The sequence below is a fragment of the Kocuria turfanensis genome (assembly GCF_001580365.1).
Classification (GTDB): domain Bacteria; phylum Actinomycetota; class Actinomycetes; order Actinomycetales; family Micrococcaceae; genus Kocuria; species Kocuria turfanensis.
Map to the genome: position 1 here is coordinate 2592488 of NZ_CP014480.1, position 25575 is coordinate 2618062.

General features: G+C 72.4%; 22 protein-coding genes. 19 read left to right on the forward strand and 3 right to left on the reverse strand.

From position 1 onward, the window contains the following. Nucleotides 1-184 precede the first annotated feature (184 nt). From AYX06_RS11980 to mmsB, 7 genes are all read left to right on the forward strand, one after another. Nucleotides 185-1216 carry a LacI family DNA-binding transcriptional regulator gene (locus AYX06_RS11980; RefSeq protein ID WP_062735961.1) on the forward strand — a complete coding sequence of 344 codons (1032 nt, stop codon included), beginning with the start codon at nucleotides 185-187 and terminating at the stop codon, nucleotides 1214-1216. 168 nt (nucleotides 1217-1384) lie between these two features. Further along, nucleotides 1385-3073: a ribulokinase gene (gene araB, locus AYX06_RS11985; protein WP_062735962.1), complete on the forward strand. Its 1689-nt coding sequence runs from the start codon at nucleotides 1385-1387 to the stop codon at nucleotides 3071-3073. Next, the gene (locus tag AYX06_RS11990) at nucleotides 3070-3822 is read left to right on the forward strand and encodes an L-ribulose-5-phosphate 4-epimerase (RefSeq protein ID WP_062735963.1); all 753 of its coding nucleotides are present in this window, start codon (nucleotides 3070-3072) and stop codon (nucleotides 3820-3822) included. Before araB ends, AYX06_RS11990 begins: the two co-directional genes overlap by 4 nt. Then, nucleotides 3797-5311: an L-arabinose isomerase gene (gene araA / locus AYX06_RS11995; RefSeq protein WP_062735964.1), complete on the forward strand. Its 1515-nt coding sequence runs from the start codon at nucleotides 3797-3799 to the stop codon at nucleotides 5309-5311. Before AYX06_RS11990 ends, araA begins: the two co-directional genes overlap by 26 nt. 122 nt (nucleotides 5312-5433) lie before the next feature. Continuing rightward, the gene (gene chvE / locus AYX06_RS12000) at nucleotides 5434-6552 is read left to right on the forward strand and encodes a multiple monosaccharide ABC transporter substrate-binding protein (RefSeq protein ID WP_062735965.1); all 1119 of its coding nucleotides are present in this window, start codon (nucleotides 5434-5436) and stop codon (nucleotides 6550-6552) included. A gap of 105 nt (nucleotides 6553-6657) precedes the next feature. Further along, nucleotides 6658-8187 carry a multiple monosaccharide ABC transporter ATP-binding protein gene (gene mmsA, locus AYX06_RS12005; RefSeq protein WP_062735966.1) on the forward strand — a complete coding sequence of 510 codons (1530 nt, stop codon included), beginning with the start codon at nucleotides 6658-6660 and terminating at the stop codon, nucleotides 8185-8187. Between the two features lie 2 nt (nucleotides 8188-8189). After that, nucleotides 8190-9443, forward strand: coding sequence for a multiple monosaccharide ABC transporter permease (gene mmsB, locus AYX06_RS12010; protein WP_062735967.1), 1254 nt, complete (start codon nucleotides 8190-8192; stop codon nucleotides 9441-9443). Between the two features lie 508 nt (nucleotides 9444-9951). On the opposite strand, the gene AYX06_RS12015 is transcribed toward mmsB, so the two are convergent. Then, the gene (locus AYX06_RS12015; protein WP_062735968.1) at nucleotides 9952-10836 is read right to left on the reverse strand and encodes an alpha/beta fold hydrolase; all 885 of its coding nucleotides are present in this window, start codon (nucleotides 10834-10836) and stop codon (nucleotides 9952-9954) included. A 132-nt stretch (nucleotides 10837-10968) separates the two neighbouring features. Here AYX06_RS12015 and rocD point away from each other — a divergent pair, with 132 nt between their 5' ends. Further along, nucleotides 10969-12216 carry an ornithine--oxo-acid transaminase gene (gene rocD / locus AYX06_RS12020; RefSeq protein WP_084271603.1) on the forward strand — a complete coding sequence of 416 codons (1248 nt, stop codon included), beginning with the start codon at nucleotides 10969-10971 and terminating at the stop codon, nucleotides 12214-12216. A 9-nt stretch (nucleotides 12217-12225) separates the two neighbouring features. Here rocD and AYX06_RS12025 read toward each other — a convergent pair whose 3' ends face one another. Both AYX06_RS12025 and AYX06_RS12030 read right to left on the reverse strand, forming a co-directional pair. Next, on the reverse strand, nucleotides 12226-12732 hold the full coding sequence (locus AYX06_RS12025) for a glutathione peroxidase (RefSeq protein WP_062735969.1): 507 nt from the start codon (nucleotides 12730-12732) through the stop codon (nucleotides 12226-12228). Between the two features lie 138 nt (nucleotides 12733-12870). Beyond that, entirely contained in the window at nucleotides 12871-13593 is a 723-nt protein-coding gene (locus tag AYX06_RS12030) for a GntR family transcriptional regulator (RefSeq protein ID WP_062735970.1), read from the reverse strand. Nucleotides 13594-13742: 149 nt separating this feature from the next. Between AYX06_RS12030 and AYX06_RS12035 the strand changes: the two genes are divergently transcribed. From AYX06_RS12035 to AYX06_RS12085, 11 genes are all read left to right on the forward strand, one after another. Further along, a complete protein-coding gene (locus tag AYX06_RS12035) occupies nucleotides 13743-15080 on the forward strand; it encodes an ABC transporter substrate-binding protein (RefSeq protein ID WP_232319300.1) in 1338 nt (445 codons plus the stop codon). A 54-nt stretch (nucleotides 15081-15134) separates the two neighbouring features. Continuing rightward, nucleotides 15135-16118 (forward strand): carbohydrate ABC transporter permease, encoded by a 984-nt coding sequence (locus tag AYX06_RS12040; protein WP_062735972.1) that lies wholly within the window; start codon nucleotides 15135-15137, stop codon nucleotides 16116-16118. 1 nt (nucleotide 16119) lies between these two features. Continuing rightward, entirely contained in the window at nucleotides 16120-16983 is an 864-nt protein-coding gene (locus tag AYX06_RS12045) for a carbohydrate ABC transporter permease (RefSeq protein WP_062735973.1), read from the forward strand. A gap of 36 nt (nucleotides 16984-17019) precedes the next feature. Next, nucleotides 17020-17808, forward strand: a complete 789-nt coding sequence (gene nagB / locus AYX06_RS12050) for a glucosamine-6-phosphate deaminase (protein WP_062735974.1) — start codon at nucleotides 17020-17022, stop codon at nucleotides 17806-17808. Then, nucleotides 17805-18791, forward strand: coding sequence for a glycoside hydrolase family protein (locus tag AYX06_RS12055; protein ID WP_062735975.1), 987 nt, complete (start codon nucleotides 17805-17807; stop codon nucleotides 18789-18791). Before nagB ends, AYX06_RS12055 begins: the two co-directional genes overlap by 4 nt. Continuing rightward, nucleotides 18788-19675 (forward strand): endonuclease/exonuclease/phosphatase family protein, encoded by an 888-nt coding sequence (locus AYX06_RS12060; protein WP_062735976.1) that lies wholly within the window; start codon nucleotides 18788-18790, stop codon nucleotides 19673-19675. Before AYX06_RS12055 ends, AYX06_RS12060 begins: the two co-directional genes overlap by 4 nt. Before the next feature lie 41 nt (nucleotides 19676-19716). Continuing rightward, complete coding sequence (gene nagA, locus AYX06_RS12065; protein ID WP_062735977.1) at nucleotides 19717-20946, forward strand: N-acetylglucosamine-6-phosphate deacetylase; 1230 nt, start codon at nucleotides 19717-19719, stop codon at nucleotides 20944-20946. A gap of 203 nt (nucleotides 20947-21149) precedes the next feature. Further along, nucleotides 21150-21929, forward strand: a complete 780-nt coding sequence (locus AYX06_RS12070; protein ID WP_232319301.1) for a VOC family protein — start codon at nucleotides 21150-21152, stop codon at nucleotides 21927-21929. An 87-nt stretch (nucleotides 21930-22016) separates the two neighbouring features. After that, entirely contained in the window at nucleotides 22017-23723 is a 1707-nt protein-coding gene (locus AYX06_RS12075; RefSeq protein WP_062735978.1) for a carbon starvation CstA family protein, read from the forward strand. Between the two features lie 4 nt (nucleotides 23724-23727). Further along, entirely contained in the window at nucleotides 23728-24003 is a 276-nt protein-coding gene (locus AYX06_RS12080) for a cory-CC-star protein (RefSeq protein WP_062735979.1), read from the forward strand. After that, nucleotides 23994-25019 carry an ArsA family ATPase gene (locus AYX06_RS12085; protein WP_062735980.1) on the forward strand — a complete coding sequence of 342 codons (1026 nt, stop codon included), beginning with the start codon at nucleotides 23994-23996 and terminating at the stop codon, nucleotides 25017-25019. Before AYX06_RS12080 ends, AYX06_RS12085 begins: the two co-directional genes overlap by 10 nt. The last annotated feature ends 556 nt before the right edge of the window (nucleotides 25020-25575 follow it).

The following is a 25575-nucleotide window of genomic DNA, read 5'->3' on the forward strand; positions in this document are numbered from 1 at the left end:
TCCGTCTTCGGTGGGAGTCCCCGCTTGCGCGGGGGACGGCGCCCCGCCGATCGGGTGGCACCGGGGTCAACCATGCGGTGCGGCGGCCTCCGTGCGCAAGCATCCGCGCCGCGGCCGCCCTGCGAGGAGCCCTCCGGGAGAGTCCCGGATGTGCCCGGCCGGCCCGTGGAGTACCGTTTCGGCCATGATCGACGAGGACGGCGCGCGTGCCGCGCGCCCTCAGCGCGCCCCCAACATCCGGGACGTGGCACGGGCGGCCGGGGTCTCCCACCAGACGGTCTCCCGGGTGCTCAACGGTCATCCGAACCTGCGGGACTCCACGCGCCGGCGGGTGCTCCAGGCCATGGAGGAGCTGCGCTTCCGGCCCAACCGGGCCGCGCGGGCCCTGGTCACGAGCGAGTCCCGGATCATCGGGGCCCTGGTCTCCTCGGGTGCCGAGTACGGGCCCACGGCGAGCCTGCAGGCGGTCCAGACCGCGGCCACCGAGGCCGGCTACGTGGTGGACACCGCGCACATCGACCACGCGGACCGGTCCTCCATCGAGGCGGCGCTCGGCCGGCTGATGGACCACGCGGTCGAGGGGCTGGTGCTGCTGGCCCCGCAGTCGGCCACCCTGGAGGTGATCGAGCAGCTCTCCATCCGGATCCCCTTCGTCACGGTGCACTCGCTGCACGGCACGGACCACCGGATGTCCGTGGACCAGCTGGCCGGCGCCCGGCGGGCCACCCGGCACCTGCTCGAGCTGGGCCACCGGCGGGTGCTGCACGTGCCCGGCCCGGAGGGCTGGGTCGAGACCGACGCCCGGCGCCAGGGCTACCGCGAGGAGATGGCCGCCTGGGGGCTCGAGCCCGCCCTCGCCGCCGCGGGGGAGTGGACGGCGGAGTCCGGCTACCGCGTGGGCCTGGCCGTGCGGGAGCGCCGGGACTTCACCGGCGTGGTCTCCGGCAACGACCACATCGCGCTCGGGCTGGTGCACGCCTTCGCCGAGGTGGGGTTGGAGGTGCCCGGGGACATCAGCGTGGTCGGCTTCGACGACGTCCCCGAGTCGGCGCACTTCCTGCCGCCGCTGACGACCGTCCGGCAGGACTTCCCCGAGCTCGGCCGCCGCTGCGTGACGGTGCTCCTGGCGGAGCTGCGCGGCGACGAGCCCGTCCAGCCCGGGGACGTGGTGCCCGAGCTCGTGCTGCGCCGCTCCACGGCGCCGCCACCCGCCTGACGCCCCCGGGCTGGTCGTTACCAAACCGTTATGTGACACTGTGGTGCACCTCACTCCGCAGCGGGGTACGTTGTCCCGGACATACAGATGTGACCGTTCACATTCGGTTCCGGTGGCCAGCGAGCGCCGGACCCGGAGCGGACGGCCGGAGCGACAACGAGGTCCACCGTGAGCCAGAGCAGCACCATCCCCACGTACGTCGTCGGCGTCGACTACGGCACCCTCTCCGGGCGCGCCGTGGTCGTGCGGGTGCACGACGGCGCCGAGCTGGGCTCCGCCGTGCACGAGTACCGGCACGGCGTGATGGACACCGTGCTGGCCGCCACCGGCGCGCCCCTGCCGCCCGAGTGGGCCCTGCAGGTGCCCGCCGACTACGTCGAGGTGCTGCGCCAGGCGGTGCCCGCGGCGGTGCGCGCCGCCGGGGTGGACCCCGCCGCCGTGGTGGGCATCGGCACCGACTTCACCGCGTGCACCATGGTCCCCGTGGTGGCCGACGGCACGCCCCTCAACGAGCTGCCCGGGCTGGCGGACCGCCCGCACGCCTACGTGAAGCTGTGGCGACACCACGCCGCCCAGGCCCAGGCCGACCGCATCAACGAGCTCGCCGCCCGGCGGGGGGAGCGCTGGCTGCCCCGCTACGGCGGGCTGATCTCCAGCGAGTGGGAGTTCGCCAAGGGCCTGCAGCTGCTCGAGGAGGACCCGGAGCTCTACCACCGGATGGACCACTGGGTGGAGGCCGCGGACTGGATCGTGTGGCAGCTGACCGGCAGCTACGTGCGCAACGCCTGCTCGGCCGGCTACAAGGGCATCCTGCAGGACGGGCAGTACCCGGACCGGGACTTCCTGGCCGCGCTGAACCCGGACTTCGCCGGCTTCGCCGAGGAGAAGGTCGACCACCCCGTGGGCGCCCTCGGCGCCGCGGCCGGCACGCTCAGCGCCGAGGCGGCCGCGTGGACGGGTCTTCCGGCCGGCATCGCGGTGGCCGTCGGCAACGTCGACGCCCACGTGTGCGCCCCGGCCGCCCGGGCCACCGACCCGGGGCAGATGGTCGCGATCATGGGCACCTCCACCTGCCACGTCATGAGCTCGGACACCCTGCGGGAGGTCCCCGGCATGTGCGGCGTGGTGGACGGCGGGATCATCGACGGGCTCTACGGCTACGAGGCCGGCCAGTCCGGGGTGGGGGACATCTTCGGCTGGTTCACCGCCCACTTCGTGCCCGGCGCCCTGCGCGAGGAGGCCGCCGCCCGCGGGCTCAGCGTGCACGAGCTGCTCACCGAGCAGGCGAGCCGCGAGCCGGTGGGCGCCCACGGGCTCCTGGCCCTGGACTGGCAGTCCGGCAACCGCTCGGTGCTCGTGGACCACGAGCTCTCCGGGCTGCTCGTGGGACTCACCCTCGCCACCCGCCCCCACGAGGTCTACCGGGCGCTGCTGGAGGCCACCGCCTTCGGCACCCGCACCATCGTCGAGACCTTCGCGGCCTCGGGGATCCCCGTCACCGAGTTCGTGGCGGCCGGCGGACTGATCAAGAACGCGTTCCTGATGCAGATCTACGCGGACGTGCTGGGCATGCCCATCTCCGTCATCGGCAGCGACCAGGGCCCCGCCCTCGGCTCCGCGATCCACGCCGCCGTGGCCGCCGGCGCCTATCCCGACGTCCGGACCGCCGCCGGGGCCATGGGCCGGCTGGAGCACGCCGCGTACACCCCGGACCCCGCCCGCACCGAGGCCTACTCGGCGCTCTACGCGGAGTACACCGCGCTGCACGACCACTTCGGCCGCGGCGGCAACGACGTCATGCGCCGGCTCAAGGCGCTGCGCCGCCACGCACGATCCACCCAGGAGGTCTCCGCATGAACACCCTGACGCCCGAGCTCGAGGAGCGCGTGGCCCGGACCCGGCAGGAGGTCGCCGACCTGCACGCCGAACTGGTGCGCTACGGCCTCGTGGTGTGGACCGCCGGCAACGTGTCCGGGCGGGTCCCCGGCACCGACCTGTTCGTCATCAAGCCCAGCGGCGTGAGCTACGACGAGCTCGGTCCCGAGAACCAGATCCTCTGCGACCTCGACGGCCGCCCCGTGTCCGGCACCCCGGGCGCGGAGCGCTCGCCCTCCAGCGACACCGCCGCCCACGCCTACGTGTACCGGCACATGCCCGAGGTCGGGGGAGTGGTGCACACCCACTCGCCCTACGCCACGGCGTGGGCCGCCCGCGGCGAGCCCGTCCCCTGCGTCCTCACGGCCATGGCGGACGAGTTCGGCGGGGAGATCCCCGTGGGGCCCTTCGCGATCATCGGCGACGACTCGATCGGGCGCGGCATCGTGGAGACCCTCTCCGGGCACCGCTCCCGCGCGGTGCTGATGCGCAACCACGGCCCCTTCACGATCGGCAAGGACGCCCGCGACGCCGTCAAGGCCGCCGCCATGCTCGAGGACGTCGCGCGCACCGTGCACCTGTCCCGCCAGCTGGGCGAGCCGCTGCCCATCGACCCCAGCCACGTCGACTCCCTGTTCGACCGGTACCAGAACGTCTACGGCCAGCAGCCCGCCACCACCCCCTCGACCCCAGGAGCGCACTCCCTTGAGCCCTCTCAGCACCACTCTTGAGCCCTACGAGGTCTGGTTCCTCACCGGCAGCCAGGACCTCTACGGCGAGGAGACGCTCCGCCAGGTGGCCGAGCAGTCCCGCGCGATCGTCGGGATGCTCGACGACGCCGGACTGCCGGTCCGCGTGGTGTGGAAGCCCACCCTCAAGGACGCCGCCTCCATCCGCCGCACCGCGCTGGAGGCCAACGCCGAGGACCACGTGATCGGCGTGATCGCGTGGATGCACACCTTCAGCCCCGCCAAGATGTGGATCACCGGCCTGGACACGCTGCGCAAGCCGCTGCTGCACCTGCACACCCAGATCAACGTCGAGCTGCCCTGGGGCGAGATCGACTTCGACTTCATGAACCTCAACCAGGCCGCGCACGGGGACCGGGAGTTCGGCTACATCCAGACCCGGCTCGACGTCCCGCGCAAGACCGTGGTGGGCCACGCCTCCAACCCCGAGGTCACCGGCCAGATCGCCGCCTGGCAGCGCGCCTGCGCCGGCCGGGCCGCGGTCCAGGGGCTGCGGATCGCCCGCTTCGGGGACAACATGCGCAACGTCGCCGTGACCGAGGGCGACAAGACGGAGGCCGAGCTGCGGTTCGGGGTCTCGGTGAACACCTGGGGGGTCAACGACCTCGTGGCCGTGGTGGACGCCCAGGCCGAGGACCGCGTGGACGAGCTCGTCGCCGAGTACGAGGAGCTCTACGACGTGGCCCCCGAGCTGCGCCGCGGCGGCGAGCGCCACGAGTCCCTGCGCTGCGGGGCCCGGCAGGAGCTGGGGCTGCTCCAGTTCCTCGAGGAGGGCGGCTTCGGCGCCTTCACCACGAACTTCGAGGACCTCGGCGGGCTGCGCCAGCTGCCGGGCCTGGCCGTGCAGCGGCTCATGGCCCGCGGCTACGGCTTCGGCGCGGAGGGCGACTGGAAGACGGCGCTGCTGGTGCGGGCCGCGAAGGTGATGGGCGCCGGGCTGCCCGGGGGCGCCTCCCTGATGGAGGACTACACCTACCACCTGGTCCCCGGCGAGGAGAAGATCCTCGGCGCCCACATGCTGGAGATCTGCCCGACCCTCACCACGGCGCGGCCCTCCCTCGAGGTGCACCCGCTGGGCATCGGCGGCAAGGAGGACCCGGTGCGCCTGGTGTTCGACACCGACGCCGGCCCGGGCGTGGTCGTGGCGATGTCCGACATGCGCGACCGGTTCCGGCTCACGGCCAACACCGTCGACGTCGTGCCCCCGGACGCCCCGCTGCCGCACCTGCCGGTGGCCCGGGCGGTGTGGCGCCCGCAGCCGGACCTGGCGACCTCGGCCGCGGCCTGGCTCACCGCCGGGGCCGCCCACCACACGGTGCTCAGCACCGCCGTGGGCGCGGACGTGATCCGCGACTTCGCGGAGATCACCGGCACCGAGCTGCTGCTCATCGACGACTCCACCACCCTGCGCGAGTTCCAGCGCGAGGTGCGCTGGAACGCCGCGTACTACCGCCTCGCCCAGACGCTCTGACCCGCTCCGCCACGCACACACCACCTCCGTTCCACCGACCCACCACGAGCACAGCACGGGCCCAGCACGGGCCCAGCACGGACTTCCGGCCACCGGGGACCGGACCGACGAAAGGCACGACCATGACCGCGAAGACCCACCTGCAGCGGACCCTCACCGGGGTGACCGCACTGACCCTCGTCCTGGGCCTCAGCGCCTGCGGCGGCAGCCGCGGCGCCGGCGCGGAGGAGGGCTCCAACGAGGGCGCCCGGATCGGGGTGGCCATGCCCACCCAGCAGTCCGAGCGCTGGATCGCCGACGGCGAGAACGTCAAGGCGGAGCTCGAGGAGCTCGGCTACGAGGTGGACCTCCAGTACGCCAACGACGACATCCCCACCCAGATCTCCCAGATCGAGAACATGATCAACGGCGGGGCGAAGGCCCTGGTGATCGCCTCGATCGACGGCACCACGCTCACCAGCGTGCTCGACACCGCGGAGTCCCAGGACATCCCCGTGATCGCCTACGACCGGCTCATCAACGAGTCCGACACCGTGGACTACTACACGACCTTCGACAACTACGAGGTGGGCGTGCAGCAGGGCACCTCCCTGCTCACCGGTCTGGGGATCCTCGACGAGAACGGCGAGCCGACCGGGGAGAAGGGCCCCTTCAACGTGGAGCTCTTCGCCGGCAGCCCCGACGACAACAACGCCACCTTCTTCTGGAACGGCGCCATGGACACCCTCAAGCCCTACCTGGACGACGGCACCCTCAACGTGCCCAGCGGGCAGACCGAGTTCGAGCAGGCCGCCATCCTGCGCTGGCTGCCGGACACCGCCCAGGACCGCATGGAGGACCTCATCACCGTGGGCGGCGGCGAGCAGCTCGACGGCGTGCTCTCCCCCTACGACGGGCTGTCGATCGGGATCATCTCCGCCCTGCGCTCCGGCGGCTACGCCAAGGACGAGCTGCCGGTGGTCACCGGACAGGACGCCGAGGTGGGCTCCGTGAAGTCGATCGTCAACGACGAGCAGTACTCCACGATCTTCAAGGACGTGCGCGAGCTCGGCGAGCGCGCGGTCGTGATGGTCGACTCCCTGATGAAGGGCGAGGAGCCGGAGGTCAACGACGAGGAGACCTACGACAACGGCGTGAAGGTCGTCCCCGCCTACCTGCTGGAGTCCCAGATCGTCACGAAGGACAACTACCAGGAGGTCCTCGTGGACAGCGGCTACTACGAGGCCTCCGAGCTCGAGTAGGCACCATCGGACCGGCCGGGCGGCCCCTCCGCCCGGCCGGTCGTCACCCCAGCCCGCCACCACTCCCGCTCCATCACCACTCCAGCCCCAGACAAGGAGACCCGCATGAGCGAGCACGTGCTCGAGATGCGCCGGATCAGCAAGTCCTTCCCCGGCGTCAAGGCGCTGCAGGACGTCAACCTCGCCGTCGCCCGCGGTGAGGTGCATGCGATCTGCGGGGAGAACGGCGCCGGCAAGTCCACCCTCATGAAGGTGCTCTCCGGCGTCTACCCGCACGGCACCTACGAGGGCGACATCGTCCTGGACGGGCAGACCGTCTCCTTCCGCGACATCAAGGACAGCGAGCGCAGCGGCGTGGTGATCATCCACCAGGAGCTGGCGCTGTCCCCGTTCCTGTCCGTGGCCGAGAACATCTTCCTGGGCAACGAGCGCGCCACCCGCGGGGTCATCGACTGGAACGAGACCAATGTCCGGGCCGCCGAGCTGCTCCGGCGCGTGGGCCTGGACCTGAACCCGGTCACCCGGGCCGGGGACATCGGGGTGGGCAAGCAGCAGCTCGTGGAGATCGCCAAGGCGCTGTCCAAGGACGTGAAGCTGCTGATCCTCGACGAGCCCACCGCCGCGCTCAACGACGAGGACTCCGCGCACCTGCTGGGACTCGTCCGGGGCCTGCGGGAGGACGGGATCACCTGCATCATCATCAGCCACAAGCTCAACGAGATCCGGGCGATCGCCGACTCCGTGACCATTCTGCGCGACGGCCGGACCATCGAGACCCTCAGCCTGCACGACGGCTCGGTTACCGAGGACCGGATCATCAAGGGCATGGTCGGCCGTGAGCTCACCAACCGGTACCCGGAGCGGACCCCCGAGATCGGGGAGGAGGTGCTGCGCGTGGAGCACTGGACGGTGCACCACCCCCAGGAGCACTCCCGGGTGGTCGTGGACGACGCGCACCTGTCCGTGCGGGCCGGCGAGATCGTCGGGATCGCCGGGCTCATGGGCGCCGGGCGGACCGAGCTGGCGATGAGCATCTTCGGGCGCAGCTACGGGTCCGGCATCACCGGGACCCTGTACAAGAACGGCCGGGAGATCAGCTGCCGGACCGTGCAGGAGGCCATCCGGCACGGGATCGCCTACGCCACGGAGGACCGCAAGCGCTACGGGCTCAACCTCATCGACGACATCAAGCGGAACATCTCCGCCGCCGCCCTGCCCAAGCTGGCTTCCGCGGGGTGGGTGGACGGCGGCCGCGAGACACTCGTCGCCCAGGGCTACCGGAAGAGCATGAACATCAAGGCGCCGTCCGTGGCGGCCGTCACCGGCAAGCTCTCCGGCGGCAACCAGCAGAAGGTCGTGCTGTCCAAGTGGATGTTCGCCGACCCGGACGTGCTGATCCTCGACGAGCCCACGCGCGGCATCGACGTGGGCGCGAAGTACGAGATCTACACGATCATCAACCAGCTGGCCGCGCAGGGCAAAGCCGTCCTGGTGATCTCCTCCGAGCTGCCGGAGCTCCTGGGGATCTGCGACCGCATCTACACGCTCGCCGAGGGCCGGATCACCGCCGAGGTCCCCATCGCCGAGGCCACCCCCGAACGACTCATGCAGCACATGACCAAGGAGAAGGACTGACCATGGTTTCCACCCTCGCCGACGAGGACCGGGTCCTCAGCACCAGGAGCCCGAAGAAGCCCTCGACCGTGGCCGACGCCGGGCGGTTCCTCACCAGCCGGCTGCGCCAGATCGGCATCTTCCTGGCCCTGCTGGTCATCGTGACGCTGTTCCAGGTGCTCACGGGCGGCGCCCTGCTCCAGCCGGACAACGTCTCCAACATCATCGTCCAGAACAGCTACATCCTGCTGCTGGCCATCGGGATGGTCATGATCATCGTGGCCGGCCACATCGACCTCTCGGTGGGCTCCGTGGCCGCGTTCGTGGGCGCCATGTCCGGGATCATGATCCGGGACTGGAGCCTGCCGTGGTGGGTGGCCCTCGTGGCGTCCCTCGCGGTCGGCGCCCTCGTGGGGGCCTGGCAGGGCTTCTGGGTGGCCTACATCGGCATCCCGGCCTTCATCGTCACCCTCGCGGGCATGCTCGTCTTCCGCGGCCTCACCCAGATCGTGCTGGAGAACCAGCGCATCACCGGGTTCCCGACGGAGTACCGCCAGCTCGGCGGCGGGTCCCTCTTCCCGGGCCTGTTCCCGCCCGAGACCAACATCCTGGACTGGACCACGGTGGGCCTGGGCCTGTTCGCCACCGCCCTGCTGGTCGTCAGCCAGCTGCGCGGCCGGGCCACCCGGGCCAAGCTCGGCCTGGACGACGAGCCCCGCGCCTGGTTCCTCACCCGGCTGGTCTTCGGCGTCGTCGTCGTCCTGGGTCTGACCTTCCTGCTCGCCAGCTCCCGAGGCGGCACCCCGATCGTGCTCGTGGTGCTCGGCGTGCTGGTGGTCGCCTACAGTGCGGTGATGAACCGGACCGTCTTCGGCCGGCACGTCTACGCCCGCGGCGGCAACCTGCAGGCGGCCCAGCTCTCGGGCGTGAACACCAAGCGCGTCGACTTCCTGCTGTTCGTCAACATGGGGGTGCTGGCCGCCCTGGCGGGCCTCGTGTTCACCGGCCGCCTGAACTCCGCCGGCCCCGGGGCCGGCAACCTCTTCGAGCTGGACGCGATCGCCGCGGCGTTCATCGGCGGCGCCGCCGTGACCGGCGGCGTGGGCACCATCATCGGCGCCATCACCGGCGGACTGATCATGGGCGTGCTCAACAACGGCATGTCGCTCATGGGCGTGGGGATCGACTACCAGCAGTTCATCAAGGGCCTGGTGCTGCTGCTCGCCGTCGGCTTCGACGTCTTCAACAAGCGGCGGGCCTCCAACGCCCTGAAGTAGCGGCGCGGCAGCGACGGAGGGGCCCGCCCGGCATGCTGCCGGGCGGGCCCCTCCGTCGTCGCCTGCCGCGGCGCCCTGCCGGGGCCGTGGCGGACACGGCCGTCTAGCGGCGGCCGCCCTTGTTCTCGCGCCGCTTCGCCATGACGCGGCTGAAGACGGCGGTGCCGACCATGAAGAGGATCTTGCGCATGCTGCTGCTCCTTCCGTTGTTCCTCCCGGGAGCCGCCCTCCGTGCGCCGGAGGGGATCCGGGCGGGTCCGCGGCACGCCTGTCGGCGTGCCCGGTGCGGACCGCATTGGTCCCACGCTACGGGGTCCGGCCCGAAAAGGTAAGTGAGCTGAAGAATCGGTGGGGGGCCGGACCCACGTCAGCGGGTGGGGCGGTGCCCGGCGTCGTCGTACGCGCGGCAGGCCACGAGCAGCACCCCGCCGCGGACGTTCCCCACGCGGGCGGCCTCCACGCCCGCGCCGGCGGGGCCGGCGCCGATCGCCGTCCGGCGGCGTCCGCCCTAGGCCGGACGCCGCAGCGGGCTCCGGGCGGCGCGCAGGTGCGCCAGGACCGCGGCGGTGACCTCCTCCGGGCGCTCCTCGGCGAGGAAGTGGCCGGCGTCCACGGCGCGACCCGTGGCCCGGGGGAAGTGGCGCCGCCACAGCTCGAGCGGGTCCTCCCGGGCGCCCACCCGGCCGCGGGCGCCCCACAGCACCAGCGCGGGGGTCTCGAGCCGGGCGTCCTCGTCGGCCCGGTCGATCTCCACGTCGGGGCCGGCCGCGGCGCGGTAGTCGCGGCACCAGGCGTCGACCACGGACGGGTCGCGCGCGGCCTCCTCGTAGGCGGCGAGCGCGGCGGGGTGGAACGCGACCTCGGTGCCGCTGAGGCCCTGCAGCGTCGCGCGCACGAAGTACACGGGGTCGTGGCCGATCAGGGTCTGCGGCAGCCCGCCGCCCTGGGCGAGGAAGGCCCAGTGGTAGTACTTCTGCACCAGCCAGGCATCCATCGACCGCCACACCTCCAGCGTGGGCAGGATGTCGAGCAGGGCGACCGAGAGCACCGCCTCGGGGGCGTCGAAGGCCATCCGGTGGGCGGTCCGGGCGCCGCGGTCGTGCCCGACGACGTGGAACCGCTCGTGCCCCAGGGCGCGCATGAGCCGGATCTGGTCGGCGGCCATCGCCCGGAAGGTGAAGTCCTCGCTGTCCGTCCAGGAGCGGCCGTAGCCGCGCAGGTCGGCCGCGACGACGGTGAACTCCTCGGCGAGCACGGGGGCCAGGGCGTGCCACATCGCGTGCGTCTGCGGGAAGCCGTGCAGCAGCAGCACGGGTGGGCCGTCGCCGCCCGTGCGGGCGTGGACCACGCCGTCGGGGACGGGGACGTCCTGGGGTGCGAAGTCGGCGAGCACGGTTCCTCCTGGCGGTCGGATCGGCACAGCGGGCCCGGGGCGGGCCCGGACGGCGCGGCCCCGGGGGTTGTCCCGGCGGGCCGGAGCGCACATGCTCAAGGAAACACCAGGACGCGACCGGGAGACACCCCCATGAACCACGCCCCCGTCCAGTTCGCCGGCCGGGCGAGCGCCTCGCAGGAGCTCGTGGCCGCGGCCGATCGGTACACGGCCCGGACCTACTCCCCGCTGGAGGTCGTCGTCGCCCGGGCGCACGGTGCCACCCTCACGGACGTGGAGGGCCGGGAGTACCTGGACTTCCTCGCCGGCTACTCGGCGCTGAACTTCGGGCACGGCCACCCGGCGGTCCTGGCGGCCGCCCGGGCCCAGCTGGAGCGGGTGACCCTGACCAGCCGTGCCGTGCACAACGACCAGCTCGGGCCCTTCGCCCGGGAGCTGTGCGAGCTGCTCGGCCAGGACATGATGCTGCCGATGAACACCGGCGCCGAGGCCGTCGAGTCGGCGATCAAGCTCGCCCGGAAGTGGGGCTACGAGCGCAAGGGGGTGGCCCCCGGGCGGGCGCGGATCGTCGTGGCGGCGGGCAACTTCCACGGCCGCACCACCACGGTCGTCAGCTTCTCCGACGACGACGACGCGCACCGCAACTACGGCCCCTACACCCCGGGCTTCGACACCGTGCCCTTCGGGGACCTCGCCGCGCTCGAGGCCGCGCTCACGGAGGACACCGTCGCGGTGCTGCTGGAGCCGATCCAGGGCGAGGCCGGGGTGATCGTGCCGCCGCCGGGCTACCTGGCGGGCGTCCGGCGGTGCACCGCCGAGCGCGGCGTCCTGCTCGTCGCCGACGAGATCCAGTCCGGGCTGGGCCGCACGGGCCGGACGCTGGCCTGCGAGCACGAGGGCGTGGAGGCGGACCTCTACCTGCTGGGCAAGGCCCTGGGCGGAGGCGTGCTGCCGGTCTCCGCGGTGGTGGGCCGCGGAGAGGTCCTGTCGGTGCTGCGGCCCGGCCAGCACGGCAGCACCTTCGGCGGCAACCCGCTCGCCGGCGCCGTGGGCCGCGCCGTCGTCGGCCTGCTGTCCACCGGGCAGCCCCAGCGGGCGGCGCGGGAGCGGGGGGAGAGGCTGCACGCCGGTCTCGCCGAGCTCGCCCCGCTGGGCCTCACCGCCGTGCGCGGGCGGGGACTGTGGGCCGGGATCGACATCGACCCGCGCCTGGGCACCGGCCGCGAGTGCTGCGAGCGGCTGGTGGCGCACGGGGTGATCGCCAAGGACACCCACGGCGCGACCGTGCGCCTGAGCCCGCCGCTGGTGATCACGGAGGAGGAGCTGGAGCGGGGCCTGGCCGCCCTGGCCGCCGTGCTCCGGGAGATGGCGGCCCGCTGAGCCGCCCGCTCACCCGACGTGGCCGGGCGCCTCGTCGTGGGCCAGGGCGGACTCGATGCTGCCGGCCAGCTGGGCCGGTGCGGTGCGCGGGGCGAAGCGGCGGATCACCCGGCCGTCCCGGCCCACCAGGAACTTGGTGAAGTTCCACTTGATGGCGTCGCCCATGACCCCGCTGCGCTCCCCGCGCAGCCAGGCCCACAGCGGGTGGGCGCCGGGGCCGTTGACGTCGACCTTCTCGAACATCGGGAACGTGACGCCGTAGTTGCGGCTGCAGAAGTCGGCGATCTCCTCCTCGGTGCCCGGTTCCTGGTGGCCGAACTGGTCGCAGGGGAATCCGAGCACCACGAAGCCCTCCTGCTTGAAGTCGCGCCACAGCTGCTCGAGGCCCTCGTACTGCGGCGTGAACCCGCACTGGCTGGCCGTGTTGACCACGAGCACCACCTTCCCGGCGTAGGCGGACAGCGGCTGCTCGCGCCCGTCCAGGGTGGTCGCGGTGAAGTCGTGCAGTGTGGTCATGGGAGGCCTCCCGGGCGTTCGGCGACGACGGTCCGCTCCCATCATGCCCCCGGACCCCCGCCCCGTCCCCGGCCCCGCGAGGTTGCGGACGTCGGCCACGCGGCCGGGCGCGGTGGCCGACGTCCGCAACCTCGCGGGTCAGCTCCGGGGGCCCCGCATGCGGGCGAGGAAGCGGAAGCGGTCGCCGCGGAACACCGAGCGGGTCCACTCCATGGGGGAGCCGTCCGCCGTGAACCCGAGTCGGTGGATCAGCAGCAGGGGAGCTCCCATCTCGATGTCCAGGAGCCGGACGTCGTCGGGACCGGCGAGCTGGGTCTCCACGGTGTCCTCCGCCTCGACGATTTCGATGCCGTAGTCCTCCCGCAGCGCGGTGTACAGGGACCCGGTCCGGTCGAGGCGCTCCGCCAGGTCGGGCAAGGGGCCGGTGAGCAGGGCGATCTCGTGCGCCAGGGGCTCGCCGTTGATGAACCGGATCCGCTCGACCCGCGCCAGCTCGGTGCCGGTGGGCACGCGGAGGCGGGCCGCGGCGTCGTCGTCGGCGGCCGTGCGGCTCACGCCGAGGACCCTCGAGGAGCTCGCGAGGCCCTGGGCGGCCGCGTCGTCGCTGAACGAGGTCAGCTGGCGCACGTAGGTGAACCGCGGCGGGGCCACGAAGGTCCCGCGGCCCTGGGCCCTGCCCAGGACGCCCTCGGCCACGAGCTCGCCGATGGCCTGGCGGACCGTGGTCCGGGAGGTGGCGTACTGCTCGGCGAGCGCACGCTCCGTGGGGATGAGCGTGCCGGGGGCCGCGTCTCGCACGAGCGCCCGGATCTGCTCCTTGAGCAGGTAGTACTTCGGGACGGTCCGCGGCTCCGCGCTCATCGGGCCAGCATATCGGGCGGCTCGCCCGGCACTGCGGGGACCGGCTGCCCGGGTGTGACCATTGACACCCAAATTGGTCTAGTCCAAGCTGGGGGCAGCGCAACCCGTGACAAAAGTGAACGGTGCGGCGAAGGGAAGGGGACATGCACATGAGTGCACGAACGAGGCGTCGATCGCGGGCCGTGGTCCTGGGGGCCGGTCTGTCGATGACCATGGTGCTGTCCGCCTGCGCGGGGGGCGGGGAGAGCGCCGCAGGTGACACGGAGGGTGACGGCGTCGTCGAGGTTTGGGCGCACAGTGGTCAGGCGGCCGAGGCCGAGGCGCTCGAGGCTCTGGTGGAGCAGTACAACGGTTCGCAGGAGGACGTCAGCGTCGAGCTGACCCTCATCCCGGAGGCGGACTACACCAGCACCGTCCAGGCGACCGCCGCGGAGGACCTGCCCGACGTGATGGAGATGGACGCCCCGACGATGGCGTCCTTCGTCTACGACCGCAAGCTCGTCCCCCTCGACGGCGTGGTCGCGCAGGAGACCCTCGACAACCGGATCGAGGGCGTGCGGGAGAGCGGGACGTACCAGGACCAGACCTACGCCGTCGGGATGTTCGACGTCGGTCTCGGGCTGTGGGGCAACCAGCAGCTGCTCGACGCCGCCGGTGTGGACGCTCCGGCAACCGCCGACGAGGCGTGGACGGCGGAGGAGTTCGAGCAGAACCTGCAGAAGCTGGCGGAGGCCAGCCCGTCGGGCAACGCGATCGACCTGGGGGAGGCCAACGGCTTCGCCGCCGAGTGGGGCACCTTCACCACCAGCCCGATCCTGTGGTCCAACGGCGGCACGCTGATCCGGGACGGCGCCGCGGAGGGAGTGCTCAACAGCGCCGAGAACGTCGAGGCGATGGAGGAGTGGGCCTCCTGGAAGGAGCACACGGACCCGAACACCAGCGGCACAGCCTTCCCCGACGGGGACGTCGCGCTGACGTGGACGGGCAACTGGATGTACCCCACGTTCAGCGAGGCCCTCGGTGAGGACCTCGTGCTCATGCCCCTGCCGGACCTCGGCAACGGCACCAAGGCGGGCCACGGGTCCTGGCAGTGGGGTGTGACGCCGGCGGCCGGGGGAGACCAGGCCGCGGCCGGGGCCTTCCTCGACTTCCTGCACTCCGACGAGAGCATCGCCAGGATGGTCGAGGCCAACGCGGCGGTGCCCGGCACCACGAGCGCCCTCGAGGGCAGCGAGCTCTACGGCGCGGGTGGCCCGCTGGAACTGTTCGCGGACAACCTGGCCTCGGCCTGCGGCTCGGAGAACGTGACGCAGGAGTGCATCGCGGTGGCGCGGCCCATCACCCCGGGCTACCCCACGGTCACGAGCTCCTACGGCGGCGCGCTCGCGGCGATCTGGGGCGGGGCCGACCCCCAGGAGGAGCTCGACCGGGCGGCCCGGGCCATCGACGCCGACTTCGAGGACAACAACGGTTACCAGGACGAGTGATCCACGCGGCGGGGCCGCCCGTCGGCCCCGCCGCGCACGTGCGAGGAGTGCACCATGACCACCACACCGGGCCTCGCGGCCCCACCGTCCCCCGTGCCCGCCCCGGCGGGCCCGGGCGGAGCGGCGCCCCGGAGGGGACTCCGGCGGGACAACCTGGCCGGGCCCCTGATGGCGGGTCCCGCCGTCCTGTTGCTCGTCCTCTTCGTCGCGGTCCCGTTCTTCGCGGCCGTCGGTTTCTCCTTCTACAACGTCCGACTCGGAGACCCGCGCGACCCCGCCTTCATGGGGCTGACCCAGTACGCCCGGATCTTCACCGACCCCGACGTGTCCGGCCGCTTCCTCAGCGCCCTGCTCCACAACCTGGTGTTCGCGGCCGTGGTTGTCCCGGTGCAGACCGCCCTGGCACTCGCCCTGGCCATGCTCGTGCAGAAGAGCGTGCCCGGGATCGGGATCTTCCGCTCGGTCTTCTTCCTCCCCGTGGTCTTCCCCATCGCTCTGGTGGCGCTGATCTGGCGGCTGATCCTCGCCCGCGGGGACGACGGCCTGCTGAACTCCCTCCTCGCGTTCTTCTCGGGCGGGAACTTCGGTGCCCAGGACTGGCTGGGCTCGGAGCTCACGGCGCTGGCCTCGGTCATCGTCCTGTCCATCTGGCAGGGCGTCGGCTTCCAGATGGTCATCCTGCTGGCGGCCCTGCAGCAGGTGCCGGCCGATCTCTACGAGGCGGCCCGCCTCGACCGGGCCAACGGGTGGCAGCGGTTCGTGCACGTCACCCTGCCCGGGATCAACACGACCCTCGTCTTCGTGGCGCTGTACACGATGATCCTGTCCCTGCGCGTGTTCGACCAGATCTACGTCCTGGCGCGCTCCGGCGGCGGGCTCAACGAGGACGCCACCCGCACCGTGATGTACGAGGCCGTGACCTCCGCCTTCGACGAGAACAACATCGGGCGTGCGAGCGCCATCTCGGTGGTGTTCTTCGTGATCGTGGTGGTCCTGTCCCTGATCCAGCGCCGCGCCACTCGCGAACGGGAGGACTGACATGACGCAGAACGGACCCGCTGCCTCCACCGGGCGCCGGCGCCGGCCGGACGCAGCCCGCTACGCGGCGCTCGTCGTCACCGGCGTCCTCTTCCTGGCGCCGGTAGCCTACATGGCCGCTGCCTCTCTGGCCCCGGCCTCGAAGACCCTGGCGGGCTTCGAGGTGTTCGACCCCCGCAGGTGGGGGCTGCACAACTACACCGGGGTCTTCGCGAGCCTGTCCTCGGACAGCACGGGGCACCTGTGGCGGTTCTTCTTCGTGTCCTTCACGGTCACCGTCTCCGTGGTCGGGCTCGGTCTGGTGGTCAACTCGATGGCGGCCTTCGCGCTGTCACGGCTGCGCTGGGCGGGCAAGAACCTGGTGCTGCTCGGGATTCTGCTGCTGCTGATCGTGCCGTTCGAAGCCGTGGCCGTCCCGATGTTCTACCTCTACAACGACGCCCGGAACACGCTGTGGATCCAGATCGTGCCCTTCGTGGGCAACGCGCTGTCCATCTTCCTGTTCTACTCGTTCTTCTCCGGCATCCCCCGCAGCATCGACGAGGCCGCCCGGATGGACGGGGCGGGACCCCTGCGGGTGTTCTGGCAGATCATCGCGCCCATGAGCAAGCCCGCCTACGCATCGGTGGCGGTGCTGACCTTCCTCACGCAGTGGGGCTCGTTCCTGTGGCCGGTCCTGATGATCTCCGAACCCGACCTGCGGCCACTGCCGCTGCAGATCAGCGTCTTCGCGGGCCAGCTGCCCCCGGCCTGGGGCCAGGTGATGGCCTTCGGCGTGCTGCTGGTCGTGCCCGTCGTCATCGTGTTCCTCGCCTTCCAGCGGTGGTTCATCGAGGGCGTGGCCAGTTCGGCCGTCAAGGGCTGAACCGGCCTGTCCCGCCCATCACCGGAAGGAGTCCCCATGGAAGTGATCGTCCTGCCGACGGCCGCCGACGTCGACGTCCGCGCGGCCGACCTCGTCGCCGAGCAGGTGGTGCACCGGCCGGACACCGTGCTCGGTGTGGCCACGGGCTCGTCCCCGCTCGGCACCTACCGCGAACTGGCCCGCCGACAGACGGAGGGGTCGCTGGACCTCTCGAAGCTCCTGTGCTTCGCGCTGGACGAGTACGTCGGTCTGCCGGCGTCTGACCCGGCCGCCTATGCCGAGGTCCTCGGCCGCGAGGTCGCCGGCCCGTTCGGCCTGCCGCCCTCCCGCGTGCGGGTGCCCGACGGCTCCCGCCGGGACCTCGAGCAGGCCTGCCGGGACTACGAGGAGGCCATCGGCGCAGCAGGTGGGATCGACCTCCAGCTCCTCGGCATCGGGGCCAACGGCCACATCGGCTTCAACGAGCCGACCTCCTCACTGTCCTCCCGCACGCGGGTCAAGGCGCTGTCCGCCCGGACCCGGGCCGACAACGCCCGGTTCTTCGACGACCCCGCCGACGTCCCCTCCCACTGCGTCACCCAGGGGCTCGGCACCATCCTCGAGGCCCGGCAGGTGCTCCTGGTCGCCCAGGGGAAGCGCAAGGCCGCCGCCGTGGCCGCCGCCGTGGAGGGCCCGGTGGCGGCCATGTGCCCGGCGTCCGTGCTGCAGCTCCACCGCAGCGTCACCGTGGTGATGGACGAGGCGGCGGCCGGCGACCTCGCCCTGATCGACTACTACCGCTTCGTGGCCGAGGCGAAGCACCGGCTGCGACAGGAGGACGCATGACGTTCCGCCTCGCAGACCACTGGGTCTGGGACAGCTGGGTGGCCGACGACGGGCAGGACTACCACCTGTTCTTCCTGCGGGCCAGCCGGGCCCTGCGGGATCCCGACAAGCGTCACCACCGGGCCTCGATCGGGCACGCCATGTCACCGGACCTGCGGACGTGGACCCTGCTGCCCGACGCCCTCGTGGCTGGGGACGAGCCGTCCTGGGACGACCTTGCCACCTGGACGGGCAGCACCGTCCGCGGCCACGACGGCCGGTGGCACCTGTTCTACACCGGCGTCAGCCGCGCCGAGGGCGGACTGCATCAGCGCATCGGCTCCGCCGTCTCCGACGACCTGCTCGTCTGGGAACGTACCACCGCAGGACCGCTCGAGGCAGACCCCCGTTGGTACGAGAAGCTCGGGCAGGGCACCTGGTCCGACGAAGCATGGCGTGACCCGTTCGTCTTCTACGACGACGACACCCGCCGGTGGCAGATGCTCGTCACCGCACGGGCCGCCACCGGAGACCCGGCAGCCCGCGCAGTGGTCGGCCACGCCGTGAGCGACGACCTGGAGCACTGGTCCGTCCGCCCCCCGCTGAGCCGACCCGCGGGCTTCGGCGAGATGGAAGTCATCCAGTCCCACAACGTGGACGGCGAAGGCGTGCTGATCTTCTCCTGCCTCCCGCACCTGGCCCCCGGCATCCCCTTCTCGGAGACGAGCACGGGGACCTGGATCGCACCCGGTGCCGGCCGGCTCGGGCCGTGGGAGCTCGAACGGAGCTCCAGCTTCTTCCTCCCGGGCGTCTACGCCGCCCAGCTGTTCCGCCAGCGCGACGGCCAGTGGGTCGTCTTCGGCTTCCAGAACAGCGTGGACGGGCGTTTCGTCGGGGAGATCGCCGACCCCGTACCGCTGGCAGACCTCCTGACCGTGGACCGTCGCTTCCTCCTGCACCACCAAACACCCACATCCACCCCCTCCACGAGGAGTACGACATGATCAAGGAACTGATGGCCACGGGCTCCGCGGCCGCACTGCTGGTGACCGCCGGCGTGCTCGGCGCGGCCCCCGCTGCGGCGGCCCCGGGCAAGGCCCCGGACCGGAGCACCGACCTGCGCGTCATGTCCTTCAACATCCACCACGGCGCGGACAGCGGCGACGTGCTCGACCTCGAGCGCACCGCGGCCGTCATCGAGGCGTCGGGCGCCGAGGTGATCGGACTGCAGGAGGTCGACAACGCCTGGTCCTCCCGCAGCGACTTCGAGGACCAGACCGCCCGTCTGGCCGACATCCTCGACATGCACTACGTGTACGGCCCGAATCTGGACCTCGCCCGCTCCGACGGCGGAGCCGGGAACAGCCAGTACGGCAACGCCATCCTCAGCGAGTACCCGATCATCGACTCCGAGAACCACCTGCTGACCAGCATCGAGTACCCGGAGCTGCCCACCGAGCAGCGCGGCCTGCTGGAGGCGGTGATCAACGTGAAGGGCCACCACGTCGGCTTCTACAGCACCCACCTCGACCACCAGCGCGCCGAGCAGCGTGAGCTGCAGGCCCAGGAGATCGTGGAGATCACCGGGCAGAGCCGGCGCCCGGCGGTGGTCGTCGGGGACCTCAACGCCGAGCCCGGCGCCCCGGAGCTGCAGGGCCTCTTCGCAGCGTTCACGGACACCTTCGCGGCCCTGGGCCAGGACGACGACCACACCTTCGCCCCGGACGGGGCCCCGGTCGAGGACGCGAGCCTGCGCATCGACTACGTCCTGGTGTCGGAGGGCGTGCGGCTGAGGGCCGCGCACGTGGTGCCCACATCGGCGTCGGACCACCTGCCGATCGTGGTGGACCTCGAGATCCCACGGTCCCCGAACGGACAGGTCCGGTAGGACCGGCCACGTCCCACGTCCGCACCAGCACAAGGAGGCACATGGCTGCCGAGGACTCCCCGCGCAGAACGGTCCTCTCGGGCCGCGTGCACACCGGGTACGCCGCGCACGAGGACGGTCTCGTAGTCGTCGAGGACGGCCGCGTCCACTACGCGGGGCCGCGATCGGGCCACCCCGGCGGCGGCCCGGGGGAGCGCCGCGTCCTGGCGCCCGGGCAGACGGTCCTGCCCGGGCTCGTGGACGTGCACTGCCACGGCGGCTTCGGGGCGGACTTCTCCTCCTCGGCGGAAGGACCGATCCGTGCCACCCTCGGCTCCTTCCACCGCCAGGGCACGACGACGCTGGTGGCGAGCCTGGTCACCGCCTCGCGCGAGGACCTGCTGAGCGCCGCGCCACGGCTGGCGGCGCTCACCGAGGAGGGGCTGGTCGCCGGCATCCACCTCGAGGGCCCGTTCCTGTCCACGGCTCGGTGCGGGGCGCAGGATCCCGCCTGGATGCGGGAGCCGGACCTCGCTCTGGCGGCCGAACTCGTCGACGCCGCGGCGGGAACGCTCCGCACCATGACCTTCGCCCCGGAGCTGCCCGGCTCCCGCGAGCTGGCCGAACTGCTCGTCGCCCGCGGTGTGGTCCCCTCGCTGGGCCACACCGACGCGGACACGGGGACGACCGACGCGGCGCTGCGCCACCTGGAGGCCCTGCTGAGCGCCGTCCCCGGCGGCGGCGCGCCGCGGGTGCCCACGGTCACCCACCTGTTCAACGCCATGCCCGTGATCCATCACCGCGCGCCCGGGCCGGTGCCGGCCTGTCTGCGCGCCGCGGCGGAGGGCCGGGCCGTCGTCGAGCTCATCGGGGACGGCACCCATCTGGACCCCTTCATCGTCGCGTGGGCGTTCCAGCTCGCGGGCGCGGACAACATCGCGCTGGTGACCGACGCGATGGCCGCCACCGGGCTCTCGGACGGCACGTATACGTTGGGCGCGGCCGAGGTGCGGGTCCAGGACGGTGTGGCTTCGCTGGTCTCCAACGGCTCGATCGCCGGTGGCACGGCCACGATGCTCGACGTGCTCCGGCAAACGGTCGCCGCAGGAGTGTCCTTCGACGATGCGCTGCGCTCGGCGACCGTGGTCCCGGCCCGTGTCCTGGGCCTGTCCGGCGAGGTCGGGAGCCTCCGGGCGGGGGCGCTCGCGGATCTTCTGGTCGTCGGGCAGGACCTCGAACTGAGCGCCGTGATGCGTCGGGGGGAGTGGCTCCCCACAGGGCCGCCCCACTGATGCCGGGTCCGAACAGGCCGCGAGGTTGCGGACGTCGGCCACGCGGCCGGGCGCGGTGGCCGACGTCCGCAACCTCGCGACCCGAGGGGGAGGAGGGGGAGGAGGGGGGAGGGGAGCGACGGGGACGGGTGGGTAACGATCCTCGGGCGGGGCGGTCAGGGGGCGCGGGGCCCGGCGTACCCTGACCGTGTCGGAAGGAGCCCATGATGACGCAGCACACCGAACCGTGGCCTGCGGGAACGCCCTGCTGGGCGGACCTCGTCGCCTCCGACCTGGCCCGGACGCAGGAGTTCTACCGGCAGGTCCTCGGCTGGCAGTACGACGACCCGCAGCCCGAGCACGGCGGCTACTGCAACGCCCTCGTGGACGGGGCGCCCGTGGCCGGGCTGTCGCCCGCGGACCCGGACCGGGCCGGTGCGCCCCCCGTGTGGCAGGTGTACCTGGCCGCGGACCGGCTCGAGCTGTGCGCGCAGCGGGTCCTGGACGCCGGGGGCACGCAGCTGACGGGTCCCACGGAGGTCGGCGCGCTCGGCCGGATGGGCCTCTGGCGGGACCCCGCCGGAGCCGTCTTCGGGATGTGGCAGTCCGGTGCGCACACCGGCTTCGCGGCCGTCGACGTCCCCGGCGCCGTGGTGTGGTGCGACCTCACGACGCCCGACCACCACACCACCCGGGACTTCTACGCGACGGTGTTCGGCTACCACTACGAGGAGACCGGCGGGGAGGGCGTCCCCTACGCCACGTTCACGGTGCCGCGGGGGGACCGCCCGGCGGGCGGGATCGGCGGGACGGACCCCGCCGCGCAGGACGCGCCCTCGGTCTGGTCCGTGTGCTTCCAGGTGGAGGGCGTCGACGCGGCCGCGGAGCGCGTGCGCGCCGCCGGCGGATCGGTCGTGGAGGAGCCGTTCGACTTCCCCTACGGGCGGCTCGCGGTGGTGGCGGGCCCGGACCGGGAGTCCTTCGCGCTCATGGCGCCGGGATAGCGCCCCGTCCTGGAGGGGTGGTGGGACGGCGGTAGCATTGTGACCCAGCAGACATCCACCGCCACTTCCGCAGAGATAGGGAGCGAGATGAACTCCATCGTCCTCGCCGTCGTCGGTGTGGCCATGATGATCCTCGGGTATCTCCTGTACTCGAAGTTCGTGGCCCGCCGGATCTACAAGCTCCAGGACTCCTTCGTCACCCCGGCCCACGAGCTGGGCGACGGTGTGGACTACGTCCCCACCAACAAGTACGTGCTGTGGGGCCACCACTTCACCTCCGTGGCCGGGGCCGCGCCCATCGTGGGGCCGGCCATCGCGGTGATCTGGGGATGGGTGCCCGCCTTCCTCTGGGTGACCCTCGGCACCGTCTTCTTCGCCGGCGTCCACGACCTCGGGGCCCTGTGGGCGTCCAACCGGCACCAGGGCAAGTCCATCGGGTCGCTGTCCGGGAAGTACATCGGCCACCGGGGACGGAACCTGTTCCTGGTCGTGATCTTCCTCGTGCTGCTCATGGTCAACGCCGCGTTCGCCGTGGTGATCTCCAACCTGCTGGTCGGCACGCCCACCTCGGTGATCCCGACGTGGGGCGCCATCGTCGTGGCGCTGCTCATCGGCCAGGCGGTCTACCGCTACCGGTGGAACCTCGCCGTCGTGTCCGTGGTGGGCGTCGTGGCCCTCTACGCCCTGATCCTGCTCGGCGACCGCTTCCCGGTGGTCCTGCCGGAGACGGTCCTGGGCCTGCCGGCCAACGCGTTCTGGATCGTGGTGCTCTTCGTCTACGCGGGCATCGCGTCCGTGCTGCCCGTCTGGATGCTCCTGCAGCCCCGCGACTACATCAACGGCCTGCAGCTGTTCATCGCCCTGGGCATCCTCTACGGCGCGGTGCTGATCTCCGCCCCGACCGTGGTGGCCCCGGCCTTCAACGAGTCCGTGCCCGCGGGCACACCCAGCATCGTGCCCCTGCTGTTCGTGACCATCGCGTGCGGTGCGATCTCCGGGTTCCACGGCATCGTGGCCTCGGGGACGTCCTCCAAGCAGCTGGACAAGGAGACGGACGCCCGCTTCGTCGGCTACTTCGGCGCCGTCGGCGAGGGCCTGCTGGCGCTGGGCGCGATCATCGCCACGACCGCCGGCTTCCGCACGATCGCCGACTGGGAGGCCGTGTACAGCGCGTTCGGCCAGGGCGGCGTGGCCGCGTTCGTCCAGGGCGGCGCCTCGGTCGTCAACTCCGGCCTGGGCATCCCCCCGTCGCTGAGCGCGACCATCCTCGCGACGATGGCCGTGCTGTTCGCGGCCACCACCATGGACACCGGCATCCGCCTGCAGCGCTTCGTGGTGCAGGAGGCCGGGCACATCATGGGCGTCACCATCGGCAAGGTGGTCGCCACCCTGATCGTCCTCGCGGTGGCCATGGGGCTGACCTTCAGCGCCGGTGCGGACGGCTCCGGCGGCATGCTCATCTGGCCGCTGTTCGGCACCTCGAACCAGCTGCTGGCCGGCCTGACGCTGTCCATGATCGCGGTGATCCTGCTGCGCAAGGGCCGCCCGGTCCTGCCCGTGCTGGTGCCGCTGGTGTTCCTGCTCGTGATGTCCGTCTACGCGCTGATCGTGCAGCTGGGGCAGTTCTGGGCCGCGGAGAACTGGTTCCTGCTCGTGCTCGACGTGATCATCCTGATCGCGGCCGTGTGGGTGATCTTCGAGTCCGCGATCGCGATGTCCCAGGCCCGGAAGAACCCGCCGGAGCTCGACGAGGAGCCGCTGCCCAGCACGGCCGGGCGGGACCGCTCCCTGTGAGCCGGTGAGCCTCCCGGAGCGGTGGCGCACCGCGCGGGCCCGCCTCGGGGCGGGCCTGCGCGAGTTCTACGCGGCCCCCTACCGCCGGACCTTCGCCCGCGCCCAGCGCGACGAGGAGGACCTGTTCATGATGCTGGTGCTCTCCGAGGCGCTCGGGGTGCCCAACCCCGCCAGCTACTACACCGTGGAGCTGCTCCCCGTGGTCTACGACCGGTTCCACGACTGGCACCGGCGGATGGGCATGGAGCGCTCGCCCCTGGAGCACATCTCATGCTGCTAGAGCTCGCCGCGACCCGCCGGGTCCTGTTCGTGGGCGGCAAGGGCGGCGTCGGCAAGACCGCCGTCGCCTCCGCCACGGCCCTCGCCCAGGCCCGGGCCGGCCGCCGGGTGCTCGTGGTCTCGACCGACCCCGCGCACAACCTCGGGCACCTCTGGGAACGCCCGGTGGGGGACCGGATCACCCCGCTGGTCCGGGTTCCCGGCGGCGGCCTGCTCGACGGGATCGAGGTGGACCCGCTCGCCACGACCGAGGACCACCTCGCCGCCGTGGGCGCCACCGTCCGCCGGCTCATGCCCGAGCACCTCGCCGGGGAGGTCGACAAGCACATGCGGCTCGCCCGCGACTCGCCCGGCACCCACGAGTCCGCCGTCCTGGAGCGGGTCGCCGAGCTGGTGGAGACGGGCCTGGAGGACTACGACCTCGTGGTCTTCGACACCGCGCCCTCCGGGCACACCGCCCGCCTCATGGCCCTGCCGGAGATCATGTCCGCCTGGACCGAGGGCCTGCTGCGGCGCCGGGTCCGGGCGGAGCGGTTCGGCGCCGCGCTGCGCGGGCTCGAGGACCGCGACGACGCGGGCGAGAGCATCGTGGGCACCGAGCGCCCCCGGGACCCCCGGGAGGAGCGCGACCTCGAGATCCGGCGCGTCCTGCTGCGCCGGCGCGCCCGCTTCGAGGCGCTGCGCGAGGTCCTGGTGGATCCCCGGCGCTGCGCCTTCGTGATCGTCCTGGCCGCCGAGCGGCTGCCCGTGCTGGAGACGGTCGAGCTGCACGGGCAGCTGGTCCGCGCCGGGGTGCACGTGGGGGCGCTGGTGGTCAACAAGCGCTCCCCGGCCGACGCCGGGGCCTTCCTCGCCGAGCGTCGCGCCCTCGAGGAGACGCACGTGGCGACCCTGCGCGAGGCGCTGCCGGACCTGCCGCTGCTGCAGGTCCCGCTGCTGCCGGGGGACGTGGTGGGCGAGGAGGCGCTCGAACGGTTCGCGGCGGCGCTCGCCCAGGCGGGGCACAGGGCCGGCTGAGATCCTGGCCCCATGACCACCACCTCCACCCGCCCGGACGCCGGAGCGGGACGACGACGCCCCGCCGGGCCCGGCCCGTGGGTCCTGGCCGGTGTGGCCGCGACGGCCCTCGCCGTGGGGCTGGCGGAGCTGCTGGCCTGGGTCACCGGGGCGGTCGGCGCGCCGCTCACCGCCGTGGGCGGGGTGATCGTGGACACCGTCCCCGCCCCCGTGAAGGACGCGGCGATCGCCCTGTTCGGCACCGCGGACAAGCTCGTGCTCCTGCTCGTCATGGCCGCCGGCCTCGTGGCGGTCGGCGCCGGCATCGGGGCCGCCCAGCGCGCCAACCGCCCGATGGGCGCGGTGCTGCTCGGCGTCCTGGGGCTCCTCGGCCTGCTGGCGGTGCTCACCCGGGCGGGGGCGTCCGCCGCGGACACGGTCCCCGTCGTCGTCGGCACGGCCGCCGGGGCGCTGTTCCTCACCGTCCTCGGCCGCCGGGCCGAGGCGCCGGAGGGCACCCGGGGCAGCCTCGACCGGCGGGGCTTCGTCCGGGTCTCCGCGGCCGTGGCCGGGCTGG

Coding starts and splice junctions, on each gene's coding strand:
- AYX06_RS12085 (WP_062735980.1), top strand. CDS start 23,994: ATGCTGCTAGAGCTCGCCGCGACCCGCCGGGTCCTGTTCGTGGGCGGC.
- nagA (WP_062735977.1), top strand. CDS start 19,717: ATGGCTGCCGAGGACTCCCCGCGCAGAACGGTCCTCTCGGGCCGCGTG.
- AYX06_RS12035 (WP_232319300.1), top strand. CDS start 13,743: ATGAGTGCACGAACGAGGCGTCGATCGCGGGCCGTGGTCCTGGGGGCC.
- chvE (WP_062735965.1), top strand. CDS start 5,434: ATGACCGCGAAGACCCACCTGCAGCGGACCCTCACCGGGGTGACCGCA.
- AYX06_RS11990 (WP_062735963.1), top strand. CDS start 3,070: ATGAACACCCTGACGCCCGAGCTCGAGGAGCGCGTGGCCCGGACCCGG.
- AYX06_RS12025 (WP_062735969.1), bottom strand. CDS start 12,732: ATGACCACACTGCACGACTTCACCGCGACCACCCTGGACGGGCGCGAG.
- AYX06_RS12070 (WP_232319301.1), top strand. CDS start 21,150: ATGATGACGCAGCACACCGAACCGTGGCCTGCGGGAACGCCCTGCTGG.
- mmsB (WP_062735967.1), top strand. CDS start 8,190: ATGGTTTCCACCCTCGCCGACGAGGACCGGGTCCTCAGCACCAGGAGC.
- mmsA (WP_062735966.1), top strand. CDS start 6,658: ATGAGCGAGCACGTGCTCGAGATGCGCCGGATCAGCAAGTCCTTCCCC.
- AYX06_RS12040 (WP_062735972.1), top strand. CDS start 15,135: ATGACCACCACACCGGGCCTCGCGGCCCCACCGTCCCCCGTGCCCGCC.
- AYX06_RS12045 (WP_062735973.1), top strand. CDS start 16,120: ATGACGCAGAACGGACCCGCTGCCTCCACCGGGCGCCGGCGCCGGCCG.
- AYX06_RS12030 (WP_062735970.1), bottom strand. CDS start 13,593: ATGAGCGCGGAGCCGCGGACCGTCCCGAAGTACTACCTGCTCAAGGAG.
- AYX06_RS11980 (WP_062735961.1), top strand. CDS start 185: ATGATCGACGAGGACGGCGCGCGTGCCGCGCGCCCTCAGCGCGCCCCC.
- nagB (WP_062735974.1), top strand. CDS start 17,020: ATGGAAGTGATCGTCCTGCCGACGGCCGCCGACGTCGACGTCCGCGCG.
- AYX06_RS12060 (WP_062735976.1), top strand. CDS start 18,788: ATGATCAAGGAACTGATGGCCACGGGCTCCGCGGCCGCACTGCTGGTG.
- rocD (WP_084271603.1), top strand. CDS start 10,969: ATGAACCACGCCCCCGTCCAGTTCGCCGGCCGGGCGAGCGCCTCGCAG.
- AYX06_RS12075 (WP_062735978.1), top strand. CDS start 22,017: ATGAACTCCATCGTCCTCGCCGTCGTCGGTGTGGCCATGATGATCCTC.
- AYX06_RS12055 (WP_062735975.1), top strand. CDS start 17,805: ATGACGTTCCGCCTCGCAGACCACTGGGTCTGGGACAGCTGGGTGGCC.